Source organism: Streptomyces sp. NBC_00223, from assembly GCF_036199905.1.
Lineage (GTDB): Bacteria > Actinomycetota > Actinomycetes > Streptomycetales > Streptomycetaceae > Actinacidiphila.
Genome location: NZ_CP108109.1, coordinates 2,413,789 through 2,428,735 on the forward strand (window position 1 = coordinate 2,413,789; position 14,947 = coordinate 2,428,735).

Genomic DNA, 14,947 nt, shown 5'->3' on the forward strand with positions numbered 1-14,947 from the left:
CGAGCCAGGACGAGCACGACTGTCCTGGCGGTCACGCGGCCGGACGGGGACGACGCGTGGTCGCGCGGGGCCATGGCGCCAGTAGCTTGCGGGCGGGGAAGATCGTACGCATGAACGTTCTTGTGCTGGGCGGGACTTGGTTCTTGGGCAAAGCGGTCACGGAGGAGGCGGTTGCCCGGGGCTGGACGGTGTCCGCCTTCAACCGGGGCAGATCCGGTGCGGCAGCCCACGGTGTCCGGGAGATACACGGAGACCGCACGGTCGCCGCTGATCTCGCACGGCTTGCCAGGTCCGGGTCTGGCCCCTGGGACATGGTGGTCGACACGTCTGCGTCCGAACTGGCGCCGCGCGATGTCCTCGCAGCTGCGAAATACCTGGCACCTGTGACGGGACGTTACGTATACATCTCCACCGTGAATGCCTACAAGGGCTGGCCGGACGAGCCACTGACGGAGAACTCGGAGGTCCTGGACGGGCCTGCCGACGCCGACATTGACTACGGACGCCTTCCAGCAGACTGGGATGGCCCCGACTGGTACTACGGCCGCCAGAAAGCCGGTGCGGAGCGGGCCGTTCAGGCCGCCTTCGGGGCTGAACGTGTGTCAATTCTGCGCCCCGGCGTCATCCTGGGCCCCGGTGAATACGTAGGCCGCCTGCCCTGGTGGCTGAATCGCGCCGCGCGGGGCGGAGCGATACTCGCGCCCGGTCACCCGGACAAGGACATCCAGCCTGTAGATGTGAGAGATGTCGCCAGCTTCGCCTTGGATCAGGCCACAACGGTTGGTGCGGGAACGTTCAACGTCGTCGCTCCTCTCGGTCGGGACACCATGAGAACTCTCCTGGAGTCATGTCTGAACGCCACTGGCGCAGAAGGCCACCTCGTCTGGGCACCCGATGACGTTCTCACCAACGAACGCGTTCAGCAGTGGACGGAACTGCCCCTGTGGCGGACGAACGCCGGCGTCTGGCGCGTCTCGTCCGAACGGGCTCAGACGGCGGGCCTCACCTGCCGGCCGCTCGCCGACACTGTCGCGGACACCTGGGACTGGCTGCGCCGGGGCGGTGTCCCGGTAGAACATCCCCGTTGGCTGGATCACGGGATCACACCGGAGAAGGAGAGGAGAATCCTCACTCGACTCGGACAGTGAGATCACGCCTCGATAGCGAACCCGGAGGTTCCGTTGGTCAGCCTCGCAGTCGACGCGGCCGCGAAGTCCTCGATCCGCTCTCCCAAGTTCTCGGCGATGTGCGCTCCGTGGAAATCCGGGCGGCAAAGCTCGGAACGCACACCGGAGATGCGCTCCAGAATGCCGGCTCCGCGCCACCCGGCGGGCACCTGAAACACCGGTTCCAGGGCCTCCTGCGCACCGTCCAAGTCCCTCCGAAGCAGCCGGGCGCGGGCGAGATCAACAGATGCCTGCGCCGAAACAGCCACCTCGCGATCCCCCTCCGGGGCAGCGTTCAGCAGCCGAAGTGCACTACTGGCGGCCTCATGGGCACCATCCGGGTCCCTGAGCAGCAGATACGTTGTCGCATTGCTCATTGCGACTCTCGCCGCCGGAAAGCCGAATTCTCCTCCGATGTCGTCGTGGAGTTCGTCCCGGTCTTCGCTGCCCCCCTGGAGTGGACGGCCTGCGGGTCTTGAGCCATTTCCCGAGGCGGGGCCCCTCGCCGGGCAGGCCCAGGGGGTCATCCGGGCCCCTGGCGGGCAGGTCCACAGCCTGCCCAGGTTGCCGGAAAGCCTACGGCCCCCTGACCATGCCTGGCCCCACCCGGGACAGGACACCGGCCGAACACCCTCCACCCGGCCGCTCGCCCGCACCGCACCACCCACGTTGCGTGGCCTTTTGCTTGCTGCTGGCCCTGCTCAACGGCCGTACTCTGAATGGTGAAAGGGGGTCGCCATGACCGCAGATCTCGGCGACAACGTCCGCAAGTTCCGGCGTATGGCCGGGCTCAGCCAGGAACAGCTTGCCGACGAAGCCGAACTGTCCACCGGCACCATTCAAAAAGTCGAACAGGGCGGCAGCGTCCGTATCGAAACCCTCCACACCATCGCCCGTGCTCTGGGCATCAGGACTTCCCAGCTTCTCGCCGAAGACCCGCCCAATCCGCAACGGCATGTCCCAGGCGAACGCCTCAGTCTCCAGGCCCTGCGTATCGCCCTGACTCCGCCTCTCGCGCTGACCCTCACGGCGGATTCCCGCATCCCGTCAGCCGACGAGGAGCCCAGCTTGAACCGGTTGCGGCGCAGGACGCAGGATGCCGCCCTGCTCTACCCGGCGGGACGGTACGAAAGCCTCGCCGCCGTCCTGCCCGGCCTGGTCCGTGACGCCGACGCCGCCGTCGCCTGTTACAGCGATGGTGAGGAACGCCGGCACGCGCTGCTGGCCCGCGTGGATGTGCTGGGCCTGACCGGCCGGTACCTCACCCAGGTCCGCCAGTTCGACATCGCCCATACCGCGATCCGGGGCGCGATCACCGACGCACGTAACGCCCAAGACCCCCGGGTGACAGCCGCTCAGGTACGGGGGCTGTGTTTCGTGCTGTTGCGGACCGGCCGGTTCGACGAAGCCGAGGACGCCGCAGTCCGGGCCATGGACCTGGTAGAGCCCAAGCTCATGGACTCCGAACCCGGCCAATACGCCGTGTGGGGTGCGGTGGCGATGGAGGCCGCCGCAGCAGCTGTCCGCAACAACCGGCCGAAGGAAGCAAAGGAATACCGCCGCGCGGCTTCTGTCGCCGCCGCTGCTATCGGACGCCAGCACGAATACGACTTGCATGGCATCGAAGGCCCTTTCGGTCCCGTCACAGCAGCCATGAAGTCCGTGGAAGACGCGATGGTCATCGGCGACGTACGAACGGTCGTGCGCAGAGCCGAAAACGAAGAAGCACTTTCCCCAAAAACGTGGAAGCGCACAGGAGGCCCAAGCCGTGGCGATCGCAACCGGTTCGCCCTGGACGTAACCCGCGCTTACGCCCGCACCGGCGACACGACGCGCGCGGGAGAAGACCTGCACCACCTCTACCGCACCGCGCCCGACTGGCTGCTCCACCAGAAGGCCGCCGTCGACGCATGGCAGGAGATCGCCGCCAAGCGCAAGCGCAGCCTCCCCGCCGAGATGCGCGAAGTAGGCCGCCACCTGGGCATCATCGGCTGACTACAACGCAACGTAGCAGTACCTGAAGGCGTGCCAGGAACGCGAACTCCGCATGAGTACCTGCCGCTCCACCCTTCTCTTACGTTGTGCATGCGTTCAGCCGCACAGCGTAAGAGGGGCCGAGATGGCACACCGTACAGACGGAGAGCACCAGCGCCGACGCAACCTCGCCGACGCAGCAACCGGGCACCCGGTGGCCCGCCTGCTGCCCTGGCGTACTGAAGACGGCCGCCCCTGCTACCTGCTCACCGACGACAATCGTCTGGCAACGGTCGTCGACCAGATCGAAAGCGTCCAACTTGGCATGGGCCGCGGCGTACTCGGACATGCCCGGAAGATGCTCAGTGCCGATGGCCTCGGTCCCGACCTGTCCGCTGACGAACTGCGCCGGCTCGCCAACCGTCTGACCGAGTGCCTGGGCGACACCCTCCGCGTCGCCGAGTCACGCAAAGCTCGCCCGCTCGACGCCACCGGGTGAGCCGCAAGCGATCCGCCCCCAGATGCGGTTACTGCGACGCACGCGGCCATCTCCTGAAGCGGCGCCTGCCGGTGGTCCCGCAGAGGGGGCAAGGAATGGAGTGCGGCGGTCCCGGCATCGTCCCGGCGCGCCCATTGTCCTGATCACCGTTCCGGCGCTCTGCGCCGTGCACCAACTGCTTCCCCTCCTGAAGTAGCGGGCCCCTGGCCGGGACCGGCCCGCCCTTTCCGCCTTCCACGTCCGTCGCTGGCGGCCGGAAGCCACACCCCACTGACTTCTTCGGTTGCGTCCGCGACCGGAGCAACCCATCCCCATCCCAAACGGAGGAACGACCATGCACCCGCTTCATCACACCCCGTCAGCTCTTTCTCATGGCGGTAGTACCGCCGCCCTCGCAGCGCCCCACACCGGTGTGCGGGCGCGGGTGCGGCTGTTGACCGTGGCCCGTACCGCCGGCCTGCACCTGTCGCCCCAGGAGTCCGACCGTTCCCCGGACGGCGGGCGCATCCTACTGGGGGAGGCGGACGAGACGACCGTGAGAGCGCTGGGCGACCTCATCGTCGCCGCCCGGCACGCCACGCCGGTGCCCGTCACCCCGCCCTCCACCGGGAGTGCCGGTCAGCGGCTGCGGGAGGCCGCACGTGCGGTCGGTCTGGAACTGAACCCCGGCACACCCCGCACCGGGCCCGACGGACCCCGCTACCCCCTGGGCGAGGCCGACCACACCACCGTGTCCCGCCTGGCCGACCTGATCACCACCGGCCACACCCGCCTGCACCTGGCCGCCGACGACCTGCGCTTCGTCCTGGTCGCCCACGGCCTCAACGCCGAACAGGTCACCACCGAGGCCGGCACCGTGGTCTTCGGCTCCATCGACGTACCCGACGCCGGCACCCTCCTGCGCCTGCTGACCGGCGAGACCGGAAACGGCCCCGACTACTCCGACGACCCCCAGGGGTGCGAGGAACTGGCCGCACGGATCACCGACGCGGTGAAAGCCGTCACCGGCGGCGGCGACGTCAACGCCACCTACACCCCGTACTGCCCCCGCTGCAGCGAGGAAGCCGCCATCCTCCTGCACGGCCTCCCCCTCCCCCACATCGCGCGCCTGACCGACCACCTCACCCGCACCGCCGCATAGCGCACACACAGCGGGCGGAGGACCGGATCTGCGCTCCTCCGCCCGCCAACACCCCACCCCACCGCCACCGCCAGGAAGACCCCACTCCAGTGACCTCCAGCCACCGACTGCCCGGCGCGACCCCCGTTCCCTTCATCACCCTGCGCGAGAACGAGCACGACGTCTCCGACCGCTCGCTGGCCCTGCGACCGTTCCGCAACGGCCTGGGACTGTGCTACGCCGACGAGCAGGACGACGACCGCGACCCCAGCGGAATCCTTTACGCCCGCGTCACCCAAACCCGCAACCCCACCAACTGGCCCACCGGCAAACCCCACTGGAAACAGGTTCACCCCGCCCGGCAGCGCGAATGCGCCTCCGACATGCTGTGCCACGTCTGCAAGGAACAGCCCAGCCGCAACGAACTGGGCATTCTCTTCATCGATGTTCTCGGCCCCAAAGGCCGTGCCGAGGCGGCCCGGTTGGAGGGGATGCGGACGTTCCAGCCGCCCGTCTGCCTGCGCCACGCCAAAACCGCCATCGACCTGTGCCCCCACCTCCGACGCAACACCTTCGTCGCCATGCGCGTCGCCGCACCCCGCCTGGTCGGAATGCTCGGCACCCCCTACACCATCACCGGCCTCACCCTCACCCCCGCCCGCACCCCCAACGGCACCGCCGCGAAACCGGCGATCATCCCCTTCAACCACCCCCAACGCCACTACTTCCTCGGCGCCCAATACGCCATCCAACTCAACCAAGTAACCGTCATCGACCTCGACAACGAACTCGCCAAGGCAACCACCCGTGGACGAGTGACGATCACCTGACCAGCAAGCCCCGGGGGCCGGCCATGGCTCTCCGATTGGTGCGAGTTCACGAGAACGACAGATCACCCGGCGACAGCCTCCCGGCTGAGCGCACCGTCCGCTGTTGGCCGAACACCCAACGTATATCCGAACTCCCGGACGAGCAGTTGCCCCCGGCTCGGCACCGCCGGGCCACACCGCCATGGTTGAGCACCGCCGCAGCGGAAGGAGCGGAAGAAACAGCGGGCGAGCCGCCGCGTGCCCGCCGCGCGCCGCGTCAGGGGAGGGTCGAAGCCGACGTCCATCCACTTGAACCCAAGCATCGCGCCAGCGCCGACGAGCGACCGAGCGCGTCGCCGCTGCCGCCGCGCGCTCCGGAGCCCTTCTCCGGAGCGCTTCGCCCGTTGGCCACTGGGCGGGTCTGTGGTCCTTCTCGGGGGTGGGCGGCGCAGATGATCAGGTGGCCGGCGTGGCGCAGTTGAGCAGCGTGTCCAGTTGCGTCACCGTCTCGGTGGCGTCGGTGTGGTGGATGGTGTGGATGCCCAGGGCTTCGGCGGGTGGCAGGTTGATCGCGTGGTCGTCGACGAACACGCAGTCTTCGCCCGGTAGTTGTAGCTGTTCAAGGGTGTGCTGGTAGATGCCGGGATCGGGTTTGCGTACGCCGATCTGCTCGGACAGCACGATCGCGTCCCATTCCCCGTCCCACATCCCGAGTGCCTGGTAGGGGTTGTAGGGGGTCAGGCCGAAGCTGTTGGAGAGCATGGCGACCTTGATGCCGGCGGCGCGGGCGCGGCGTGCGGCGTCGACCATGCGGGGTTCCAGGGGGAGGTTCGCCAGGGCGCGTCGCATCAGGTCCGTGGGGTCGATGCGGAGGATGCCGCCGATGACCTGGTTCCACTGTTCCTGGGTGGCTTCGCCGACCTCCAGTGCCTTGTAGATCGCCACCCCGTCCGGATGCTCGTCCAGTGCGTGGAAGTAGGTGCCGGGGACCAGGCCCTCGCTGCGCTCGAAGGCTTCGCCGTTGAGCCGCATCCGGATGGTGAGGACGCCCCCGAAGTCGAGGATCAGGCCGCGGTAGGCCATGACTGGCTCCTTACGCATGTGACTCACCCCCGGGGTGGGTACGCGGGCACGCTTCGCCACGGATGGTAGCCGCCGGCCGGATGCTCTCGCCTTCCCGGGCCAGGACGAGCACGACTGTCTTGGCGGCCACGCGGCCGGACGGGGACGTGCCCGTGGACGAGTACCAGGCAGCGGTGGACGCCGGTACACCGCCCGCCCCCAACCCGGCGGTCGAGGCAGCGCGACTACGGTCCTCGGCGCTGCATCTCTTCGCTCGGGACACACGAGGACGCCGCAGCCTCCGCCCCAAGTCACGCTGGCCGAGGCTGACAAGCCCCGGCGCCCGCGGTGAGATCGTCCGTAGAAATCACCGCAGACGAGCAGCCGCTGGAACAAGTGCAGGCCGTCTTCGCCTTCCGTGAGAGCGACATGCGACTCGGGCGTCAGCTCGCGAGCGCCTGGCCGAGCCTCGCGTGGGCGGCGCCGGGAAGCGACTGGTGCAGGGTTTCGGCCCGGGACCGGACGAGTCCGTCGCGGTACGCCTCCGGCAGCCGCTCCCAGACGCCGACCGCCTTGTCGGCTGCCGCGGTCGGGTCGCCGTCCGCGTTCAGGCAGGTCGCGGCGTCCATCTCCAGCAGGGCGCGGGTCATGACGGATGGCGAGCGGGTGAGGGCGAGCGCGGCTTCCTGCTCGGCGTAAGCCTCGCGGGTGCGGCCCAGGAGGGTGAACGCCTGGGACAGGTGGACGTGGTGCTTCTGTTGCGGGTAACCGAACCATGTGTCGGCGGCCTGAGTACCGTCCAGGTGTTCCGCGATGAGACGGGCGTCGGCGACCGCTCGAAGTGCGCCCTGCTGGTCGCCCGTTGACGCGAGAGCCCGGGCGGTGACGGCAGCGGCGAGGGCCGCTGCGGCCGAGGGGGTCTGGCCGGCCTCGGCGCGGGCCCGGGTGGCGAGGTCGGCCGCCGCCTCCGGGGCGCCGTAGTTGAGGGGGACCATCGCGTGCCGGGCCAGCGCCCAGGCCAGCATCTGCCGGTCACCGGACTCACGGGCCGCCTGCTGGGCGGTGGTGAACCAACCGTGCGAGTCGCGCTGGTCACTGCGGTCATGCTGGATGATCGCCACCAGCCCCGTGATCCCGGCCGCCGTACGGGCCAAGTCCGCCCGCACCCCGGCAGCATGGGGACGGCTGAGCACGTCCCGCAGCAGATCGAGGTCACCGCGCATCTGCGCCAGGACAACAGTCGGTGGACGACCACGATAGCCACCGCGATGCCGCTCGAACGCCCCGTCGAGATACGCGAGATCACCGGCATCGGACCCGGACAGCGCCGCGTCGATCCCCTGCCGCGCCTCAGCGATCCCCGGCAGCGCAACCGCACCCGTCGCCGCAACAGCCGCCACGCCCAGGAACCTTCGCCGATCCACCTCCGTGCCCTCCTCTCCCGAATCCGCCCCGGCCAGACGCTGAAGCCTCCGCAGTTGCCTGCTCACCCGCACCGCCTGGGTGATCTCCTCGACCGACATGCCGTACGCCTGGGCCAACAGCGCGTGCCGGGCGGGGATCGGTAAGCGGCGCTCGGTCTCCCAGCGCTTCAAGTTCTCAGGGTCAAACCAGCGGGCGGGCCCCCGCCGCTGCGCCGCGTCAGGGGAGGGAAGGCGGGGTCTTCGCCGGGGAGGAGGCCAGGGCGGAGAGGGCCAGGGCGATCGCCGTGTCCAGCTGGGGGTCGCGGCCGGCCGCCCAGTCGGCCGGGCCGTGCGGCACCTCGACGTCCGGATCGACGCCGTGGTTCTCCACGCCCCACCCCACCCCCTCCATCCACATCGCGTACTTCGGCTGCGTGACCGCCGTCCCGTCCACCAGGTGGTACCGGTTGTCGATCCCGATGACCCCGCCCCAGGTGCGCGTGCCGACCACCGGGCCGATGCCGAGCGCGCGGATCGCCCCGTTGACGATGTCCCCGTCCGAGCCGGAGAACTCGTTGGCGACCGCGACCACCGGCCCGCGCGGCGCGTCCTGCGGATAGCTGAACGGCCGTCCGCCGCGCGGCAGGTCCCAGCCGATCACCCGGCGGGCCAGCTTCTCCACGACGAGCTGCGAGGTGTGCCCGCCGCGGTTCTCCCGCACGTCCACGACCAGGCCCTCGCGGGCGACCTCGACCCGCAGGTCGCGGTGGAGCTGGGCCCAGCCGCTGCTGACCATGTCCGGCACGTGCAGATAGCCCAGCCGCCCGCCGGACGCCTCGTGCACATGGGCCCGGCGCCCGGCCACCCAGTCGTGGTAGCGCAGCGGCTCCTCGTCGGCCACCGGCACCGCGACGACATGCCGTACGGGACCGCCCGCCGCGGGCGCCACCGTCAGCTCCACCGGCTTGCCCGCCGTACCGACCAGCAGCGGTCCAGGACCGGTCACCGGGTCCACCGGGTGGCCGTCGACCGCGAGCAGCGTGTCCCCGGCGCGGACCGCCACGCCCGGCGCGGCCAGCGGGGAGCGCGCCTGCGGGTCGGAGGACTCACCGGGCAGCACCCGTGCGATCCGCCAACTGCCGTCCTCCGCGCGGGCGAGGTCCGCGCCGAGCAGCCCCTGCCGGTGCAGCGGGTCGCGGTAGCCTCCGGGTGCGGTGACATACGCGTGCGAGGTGCGCAGTTCGCCGTGCAGCTCCCAGATCAGATCGACCAGGTCGTCGTGCGTGGCGATCCGGTCGAGCAGCGGGCGGTAGCGCTCGCCGAGCGCGTCCCAGTCCAGACCGCCCATGTCGGCGCGCCAGAAGTTGTCGCGGGCCAGGCGGTGCGCCTCGTCGTACATCTGCCGCCACTCGCGCGCGGGCCGGACGGTCACCCGGATACGGGACAGGTCGACCGACACCGAACCGTCCGAGTCGTCATCGGCCTTGCTGTCGGCCGGCACCACCCGCAGCCGTCCGCCGCCGGAGATCAGCACCCTGGCGCCGTCGCCGGTCACCGCGAAGTCGTCGGCGTCCTCGGCGATCTCCTCGGTGCGCAACTGCCCCAGGTCGTAACGCTCCAGGGCCGTCCCCGGCGGCTGCGCCTCGGGCGTGGCCAGCGAGGAGCCGAGGGTGCCGACCAGCGGGTGGCGCAGCCACAGCACCCCGCCCTTGGCCGCGCGCAGCCCCGAGTAGCGCCCGGCCTCGACAGGGAAGGGCACGATCCGGTCGGCCAGCCCGTCGGCGTCCACCTTGGTGGCGGGCGTACGCGGCCGGTCGCCCTTCTTGTCGCCGTCCTCGGCGGCCTTCTCCTTCTCCTCCGCCGTGGTGTCCGGCTCGTCGTGGTCCGTGTCGTACGGCCGCCCGTGCCGCTGCGGCCCGAAGGGCGAGGGCGTGGTCGCGGCCAGCGTGATCAGGTACGGGCGGCAGGCGTTGGGGAAGGACAGGTCGAAGACATGGGCGTCGTACACCGGGTCGAAGGCGCGCTCGGAGAGGAACGCCAGGTGCTTGCCGTCGAGGGTGAAGGCGGGCGCGAAGTCGTTGAAGCGCAGCGGGGTCGCGTCGATGACGGTCAGGTCGGCGGTCGAGGCGAGCCTGAGCTGCCGCAGCGAGCCGGGGCCGGGGTGGGACCAGGCGAGCCACGCCGAGTCGGGTGAGAAGGCGAGGTCGGTGGCGTCGCCCGCGTCGCCCGCCACCACTTCCCGTACCTCGCCGGTCTGGGTCTCGACCAGCAGCACCCGGCCGTCGTGCGAGGCGACCGCGATCCGGTGGCCGTCGGGCGAGACCTCGATCTCGTGCACCCGGCCGATCCGGCCCGCGGCGAGCCTGCGCGGGGCGGTGCCCGCGGGCAGTCCGGTGGCCGGGGAGACCTCCAGCGCGTCGTCGCCGCCGGCGTCGGTGACCCAGACGACCTGCTGGTCGCCGTCGCCGCCGCCCTGGGCGAAGACCCGCGGATGGCGGGTGCGTACACCGGGCTCGGCCGCCAGCGCCCGCGCCGGGCCTCCCCTGTGGGTCACCCAGTGCGTGGTGCCGCGGATCTCCACGGCGCTGCCGCGGCCGGTGTGGTCCGGCCGCGCGTCGCCCAAGTGGTGGGCGGCGCGCACCGGGTGGGGCTGGAGGTCGGCGCGCTGGCCGCCGAGCGCGATGTCGATCGGCCGGGGCTCGGCGCCGTCGAGGTCGTCCAGCAGGTGGATACGGCCCGCCGCGGCGTACGCGACCCGGGTGCCGTCGGTCGCGGCCTGCCGGGCGTAGAACTCGCCGAGCGGGCTGTGCCGGCGCAGGTCGGTGCCGTCGGGCAGGCTGGAGTACAGGGCGCCCTGGCCCTCGTGGTCGGACAGGAAGGCGATCCGCCCGCCGACCCACAGCGGACACTCGATGTTGCCGTCGAGGTCGGCGTGCACCCGGGTGAACTCACCGCTCGCCGCGCGCTCGCCGTCGGCCGCGAGCCAGAGCTTGCCCGCGGTGCCGCCGCGGTACCCCTTCCAGTACGCGGCCTCGCGGCCCATCGTCACGGTCTGGAGCAGCACCGCGCCGTCCGGGCCGTAGGCGAGGTCGCCGACCGGGCCGTACGGGAGCCGTTCGCCGGGCCCGCCGTCCAGCGGCAGCCGCCGGGCCCAGGTCCGGCGCAGCGACGCCTCGCCCTCGGCGGTGATGACGACGAGATCGCCCTCGGGGGTCCAGGCCCGCACACCGGTACGGACGTTGCCCCAGTACGTGAGGCGCCGGGACGGGCCGCCCTGCACGGGGGCGACATGCACCTCGGGGGCGCCGTCACGGCTCGACGTCCACGCGATCAGCCCGCCGTCGGGCGCGATTCTCGGCCGGCCCACCGGCATGTTGTCCGCGCTGGCCCGCCACGCCCGGCCGCCGTCCAGCGGCGCCACCCACACGTCGTCCTCAGCGGTGAAGGCGATGAGGTCGCCGTGCGGATGAGGGCTTCTGAGATACGAGGGCTCGCCGGACCGCGGCGTCGTGGCGTCGTGTCCCGTCGTGGACTTCGTCGCGGGCTTCGGCGTGGGCTTCGGCGTCGGGTGCGTCACAGCGCCCACCTAATCACGATCAACTCGTCGACGTGGTGCGGCTGCCGCAGTTGCCCAGGCCCCGTACGTCGAAGACCGTACGGCCGCCGACCACCGCGGTGAGATGGCCTCTGACGCATGTCTGGGCCCACTGCTCGGTCACCTCCCCCCGTACGGTGATCTTCTTCTGGTCGTTGGTACGGCCCAGGCAGTCGACCTTCGCCTCGTTCTTGGCGGTGGAGGCGTTGCACGACAGCCACTGGACGTCCACGTCGTTCTTCTTCAGCGCGTGGGTGGCGAGTTGGTCGGTGGTGATGGACACGGTGCTGCTGGCCAGGCCGTCGGCGGGTTCGCACCCGGTGGCGGCCAGGAGGACGGTTAAGACGGCCGCGGCCGCGGCGAGATGGGGCCAAGTGCTTACGTTTCGGCGCATGCTTCCACGGTGGGGGCGCGGGGGTTCCGGGTCCATCCCCCATACGGCGGACCCGCCCTTAAGGGACGTGTCGGCCGCCCTCGTCCCCAGGGACCGCGTTGTGGCCTGCGGCCGGCGGCAGGTGTACGCGCGGAAGTACGCGCGACGGCCGCTGCGTTGTGGCCTGCGGCCGGCGGACGAGGGACTGACGCCCGGCGTCGGGCCCGCGCGGGGCTGCCGCCGGGCGGCGGGTGCCCATGGGGTGGTTACGACCAGCGAACGGTCCGCGCGGGGCTGCCGCCCACAGGCGGCAGGCAGGCACGGGACTTACGACCAGCGGCGGGCCCGCGCGAGGGCTGAGGCCCGGCCGCGGGCCCGCGCGGGGGCTGCCGCCCAGAAGCGGGCGCAGACGCGGGACTTACGCCCGGCGGCCGATCCGCGCGGCTGACACCCGGCAGCGGCACACACGGGGTGGGCGCTGCCGCCCGACGGCCGGTCTCGACGAGGTGGCTACGACCAGCGGCCAGCCTGCGGGGGGGCTGAGACCCGGCCGCAGGCCCGCGCCGAGGGCTGCCGCCCAGAGGCGGGTGCAGGAATGGGACTTACGACCAGCGGACGTTTCACGCGCAGGCTGACATCCGGCGGCGCGCACGGGGTGGGGGCTGTCGCCCCGGCGGGCCGTCTCGACGGGGTGGTCAGGACCAGCGGCCGGTGCGGGCGAGCAGTAGGGAGACCGCGGCGACTCCCGCCGTGGACGTCCGCAGGACCGTCGGGCCCAGCCGGTAGGCCGGTGCTCCGGCGGCGGCGAAGGCGGCCAGTTCGTCCGGGGAGACCCCGCCCTCCGGCCCGACCACCAGGACGACCGAGCCGAACGATGGCAGTTCGGCCGTCGCCAGGGGGGCGGAGCCCTCCTCGTGCAGGACCCCCGCGAAGTCCGCGTCAGCGAGGAGCGCGGCGACCTGACGGGTCGTCAACACCTCCGCCACGGACGGGAACCGCAGGCGCCGGGCCTGCTTGGCCGCCTCGCGGGCCGTGGAACGCCACTTGCCCAGGGACTTGGCCCCCCGCTCCCCCCGCCACTGCGTGACACAGCGCGCCGCCGCCCACGGCACGACGGCGTCGACCCCCGCCTCCGTCATCGTCTCGACGGCCAACTCGCCCCGGTCGCCCTTGGGCAGGGCCTGCACGACGGTGATACGGGCGGCGGGCTCGGCCTCCTCCCGCAGGGTGCGGACGTCCACGTCCAGTACGTCCTTGCCGGTGACCGAGGCGACGACCCCGTACGCGCCGCGCCCCTCCCCGTCCGTCAGGACGACCTCCTCGCCGGGCTGGAGCCGCCGTACGGAGACCGCGTGCCGACCTTCAGAACCGGACAGCGTCAGCCGGGACGGCGAGCCGTCCAGCACGGCGGGTTCGACGAGGAAAACGGGCGCGGTCATGCGCGGGCCTCCCGGGCGGCGTCGAACTCGGCGACAAGGGTCTCCATGAGCGCGCCCGCGGACAGTTCACGGGCCAGCCGATGGCCCTGGCCCGCCCACAGGGCCATGCCCTGCGGGTCGCCCGCCGCGGCCGAAGCCTTGCGCAGCGGCGCGGCCAGGTGGTGGATCTGCGGGTAGCCGGGCGGGGCGTACGGGCCGTGCTCGCGCAGGAAACGGTTGACCAGGCCGCGGGCCGGGCGCCCGGAGAAGGCCCGGGTGAGCGCGGTACGGCCGAACACGGGGTCGGTGAGCGCCTTCTTGTGCAGGGGGTGCGCGCCGGACTCGGGGCAGGCCACGAACGCCGTGCCGAGCTGCGCCGCGTCCGCGCCCGCCGCGAGCACCGCGGCGATCTGGCCGCCGCGCATCAGGCCGCCCGCGGCGATCAGCGGGAGGTGGACGGCCTCGCGGACCTGCGGGATCAGGGCGAGCAGGCCGATGCCGGCGGTGTCGAGTTCGGGGTCGTCGCGGTGCGTGCCCTGGTGGCCGCCGGCCTCGACGCCCTGGACGCACACGGCGTCGGCGCCCGCCCACTGCGCGGCCAGCGCCTCGGCGGGCGAGGTGACGGTGACCACGGTGTACGTGCCCGCCTTCGCGAAGGCTTCGAGCACGGCGCGGTCGGGGCAGCCGAAGGTGAAGCTGACCACCGGGACGGGGTCCTCCAGGAGGATCGCGACCTTGGCGTCGTAGCCGTCGTCGCCGCCCGTGTCGGGGTCGCCGAGAGCGGTGGCGTACCAGGCGGCCTCTCCGGCGAGCTGTTCCGCGTACACGGCGACGGCGGAGGGGTCGACGGTGTCGGGCTGCGGCATGAACAGGTTCACGCCGAACGGCTGCGAGCTCAGGTCGCGCAGCTGGCGGATCTCCTCGTACATCGCCTCGGACGTCTTGTACCCGGCGGCCAGGAAGCCGAGGCCCCCGGCCGCGCCGACCGCGGCGGCGAGCCGCGGGTTCGACGGGCCGCCGGCCATCGGCGCCTGGACGATCGGGTACGCCGAGAAGGAGGGGAGGGCGGTTTGCGGGGGCATGCGGCCATCGTGCCATGCGCCCCCACGAACAGTTCGCGCCCCCACCCGGCGGGACGCCGGGGTCCGCCCCGCAACCCCGCGCCGGGGACGAAGGGCACCCCCTTCAAACCCGCCGCAACGGCGAGACGCTGGACGCCGCAGCCCGGCGGCGCCCAACCGCCCCGCACGGCACCGCCGGACCACACCGCCGTGGCTGAGCACCGTCGCGGCGGAAAGAGGGGGACGCACGGCCCCCACCACCCCCGCGCCGGGGCAGGGCAAGGGGCGCTCCTTTGAACCGCCGCAACGGCGAGACGCTGGACGCCGCAGCCCGACGGCGCCCAACCGCCCCGCACGGCACGCGGAACACCGGGCCCCGCCCGGAACGGCACCGCCGGACCACGCTGCCGTGGCTGAGCACCGTCGCGGCGGAAAGAGGGGGCCGCACGGCCCCCACCACCCCCGCG

12 protein-coding genes are annotated in these 14,947 nt (G+C 71.9%); 5 read left to right on the forward strand and 7 right to left on the reverse strand.

The annotated features are described in order from the left end of the window. Positions 1 to 110 precede the first annotated feature (110 nt). Positions 111 to 1,148: an NAD-dependent epimerase/dehydratase family protein gene (locus OHA30_RS10120; RefSeq protein WP_328913489.1), complete on the forward strand. Its 1,038-nt coding sequence runs from the start codon at positions 111 to 113 to the stop codon at positions 1,146 to 1,148. Positions 1,149 to 1,150: 2 nt separating this feature from the next. On the opposite strand, the gene OHA30_RS10125 is transcribed toward OHA30_RS10120, so the two are convergent. Next, positions 1,151 to 1,543 (reverse strand): hypothetical protein, encoded by a 393-nt coding sequence (locus OHA30_RS10125; RefSeq protein ID WP_328913490.1) that lies wholly within the window; start codon positions 1,541 to 1,543, stop codon positions 1,151 to 1,153. Between the two features lie 361 nt (positions 1,544 to 1,904). On the opposite strand from OHA30_RS10125, the gene OHA30_RS10130 reads away from it, so the two are divergent. The 4 genes from OHA30_RS10130 to OHA30_RS10145 all read left to right on the forward strand — a co-directional run bounded on the left by OHA30_RS10130 (position 1,905) and on the right by OHA30_RS10145 (position 5,589). Continuing rightward, positions 1,905 to 3,161, forward strand: a complete 1,257-nt coding sequence (locus OHA30_RS10130; protein WP_328913491.1) for a helix-turn-helix domain-containing protein — start codon at positions 1,905 to 1,907, stop codon at positions 3,159 to 3,161. Positions 3,162 to 3,285: 124 nt separating this feature from the next. Then, positions 3,286 to 3,639, forward strand: a complete 354-nt coding sequence (locus OHA30_RS10135; protein ID WP_328913492.1) for a hypothetical protein — start codon at positions 3,286 to 3,288, stop codon at positions 3,637 to 3,639. A gap of 334 nt (positions 3,640 to 3,973) precedes the next feature. Next, a complete protein-coding gene (locus OHA30_RS10140) occupies positions 3,974 to 4,780 on the forward strand; it encodes a hypothetical protein (protein WP_328913493.1) in 807 nt (268 codons plus the stop codon). Positions 4,781 to 4,869: 89 nt separating this feature from the next. Further along, entirely contained in the window at positions 4,870 to 5,589 is a 720-nt protein-coding gene (locus OHA30_RS10145; protein WP_328913494.1) for a hypothetical protein, read from the forward strand. Between the two features lie 435 nt (positions 5,590 to 6,024). Here the strand turns inward: OHA30_RS10145 and OHA30_RS10150 are convergent, their stop codons facing one another. The 6 genes from OHA30_RS10150 to OHA30_RS10175 form a co-directional block, all read right to left on the reverse strand. Beyond that, on the reverse strand, positions 6,025 to 6,651 hold the full coding sequence (locus tag OHA30_RS10150; protein WP_328913495.1) for an HAD-IA family hydrolase: 627 nt from the start codon (positions 6,649 to 6,651) through the stop codon (positions 6,025 to 6,027). A 422-nt stretch (positions 6,652 to 7,073) separates the two neighbouring features. Next, complete coding sequence (locus OHA30_RS10155) at positions 7,074 to 8,225, reverse strand: transcriptional regulator (RefSeq protein ID WP_328913496.1); 1,152 nt, start codon at positions 8,223 to 8,225, stop codon at positions 7,074 to 7,076. Between the two features lie 46 nt (positions 8,226 to 8,271). Beyond that, the gene (locus OHA30_RS10160; protein WP_328917799.1) at positions 8,272 to 11,484 is read right to left on the reverse strand and encodes a S41 family peptidase; all 3,213 of its coding nucleotides are present in this window, start codon (positions 11,482 to 11,484) and stop codon (positions 8,272 to 8,274) included. 145 nt (positions 11,485 to 11,629) lie between these two features. Continuing rightward, positions 11,630 to 12,022 (reverse strand): hypothetical protein, encoded by a 393-nt coding sequence (locus OHA30_RS10165; protein WP_328913497.1) that lies wholly within the window; start codon positions 12,020 to 12,022, stop codon positions 11,630 to 11,632. A gap of 674 nt (positions 12,023 to 12,696) precedes the next feature. Next, on the reverse strand, positions 12,697 to 13,440 hold the full coding sequence (locus tag OHA30_RS10170) for a 16S rRNA (uracil(1498)-N(3))-methyltransferase (RefSeq protein WP_328913498.1): 744 nt from the start codon (positions 13,438 to 13,440) through the stop codon (positions 12,697 to 12,699). Further along, positions 13,437 to 14,501, reverse strand: coding sequence for a nitronate monooxygenase (locus OHA30_RS10175; RefSeq protein WP_328913499.1), 1,065 nt, complete (start codon positions 14,499 to 14,501; stop codon positions 13,437 to 13,439). Before OHA30_RS10175 ends, OHA30_RS10170 begins: the two co-directional genes overlap by 4 nt. Positions 14,502 to 14,947: the final 446 nt, after the last annotated feature.

Excerpts from the sequence above, each read along its gene's own strand:
- OHA30_RS10150 (WP_328913495.1), bottom strand. The coding sequence starts at position 6,651 with ATGGCCTACCGCGGCCTGATCCTCGACTTCGGGGGCGTCCTCACCATC.
- OHA30_RS10175 (WP_328913499.1), bottom strand. The coding sequence starts at position 14,501 with ATGCCCCCGCAAACCGCCCTCCCCTCCTTCTCGGCGTACCCGATCGTC.
- OHA30_RS10140 (WP_328913493.1), top strand. The coding sequence starts at position 3,974 with ATGCACCCGCTTCATCACACCCCGTCAGCTCTTTCTCATGGCGGTAGT.
- OHA30_RS10170 (WP_328913498.1), bottom strand. The coding sequence starts at position 13,440 with ATGACCGCGCCCGTTTTCCTCGTCGAACCCGCCGTGCTGGACGGCTCG.
- OHA30_RS10120 (WP_328913489.1), top strand. The coding sequence starts at position 111 with ATGAACGTTCTTGTGCTGGGCGGGACTTGGTTCTTGGGCAAAGCGGTC.
- OHA30_RS10125 (WP_328913490.1), bottom strand. The coding sequence starts at position 1,543 with ATGAGCAATGCGACAACGTATCTGCTGCTCAGGGACCCGGATGGTGCC.
- OHA30_RS10135 (WP_328913492.1), top strand. The coding sequence starts at position 3,286 with ATGGCACACCGTACAGACGGAGAGCACCAGCGCCGACGCAACCTCGCC.
- OHA30_RS10130 (WP_328913491.1), top strand. The coding sequence starts at position 1,905 with ATGACCGCAGATCTCGGCGACAACGTCCGCAAGTTCCGGCGTATGGCC.
- OHA30_RS10165 (WP_328913497.1), bottom strand. The coding sequence starts at position 12,022 with ATGCGCCGAAACGTAAGCACTTGGCCCCATCTCGCCGCGGCCGCGGCC.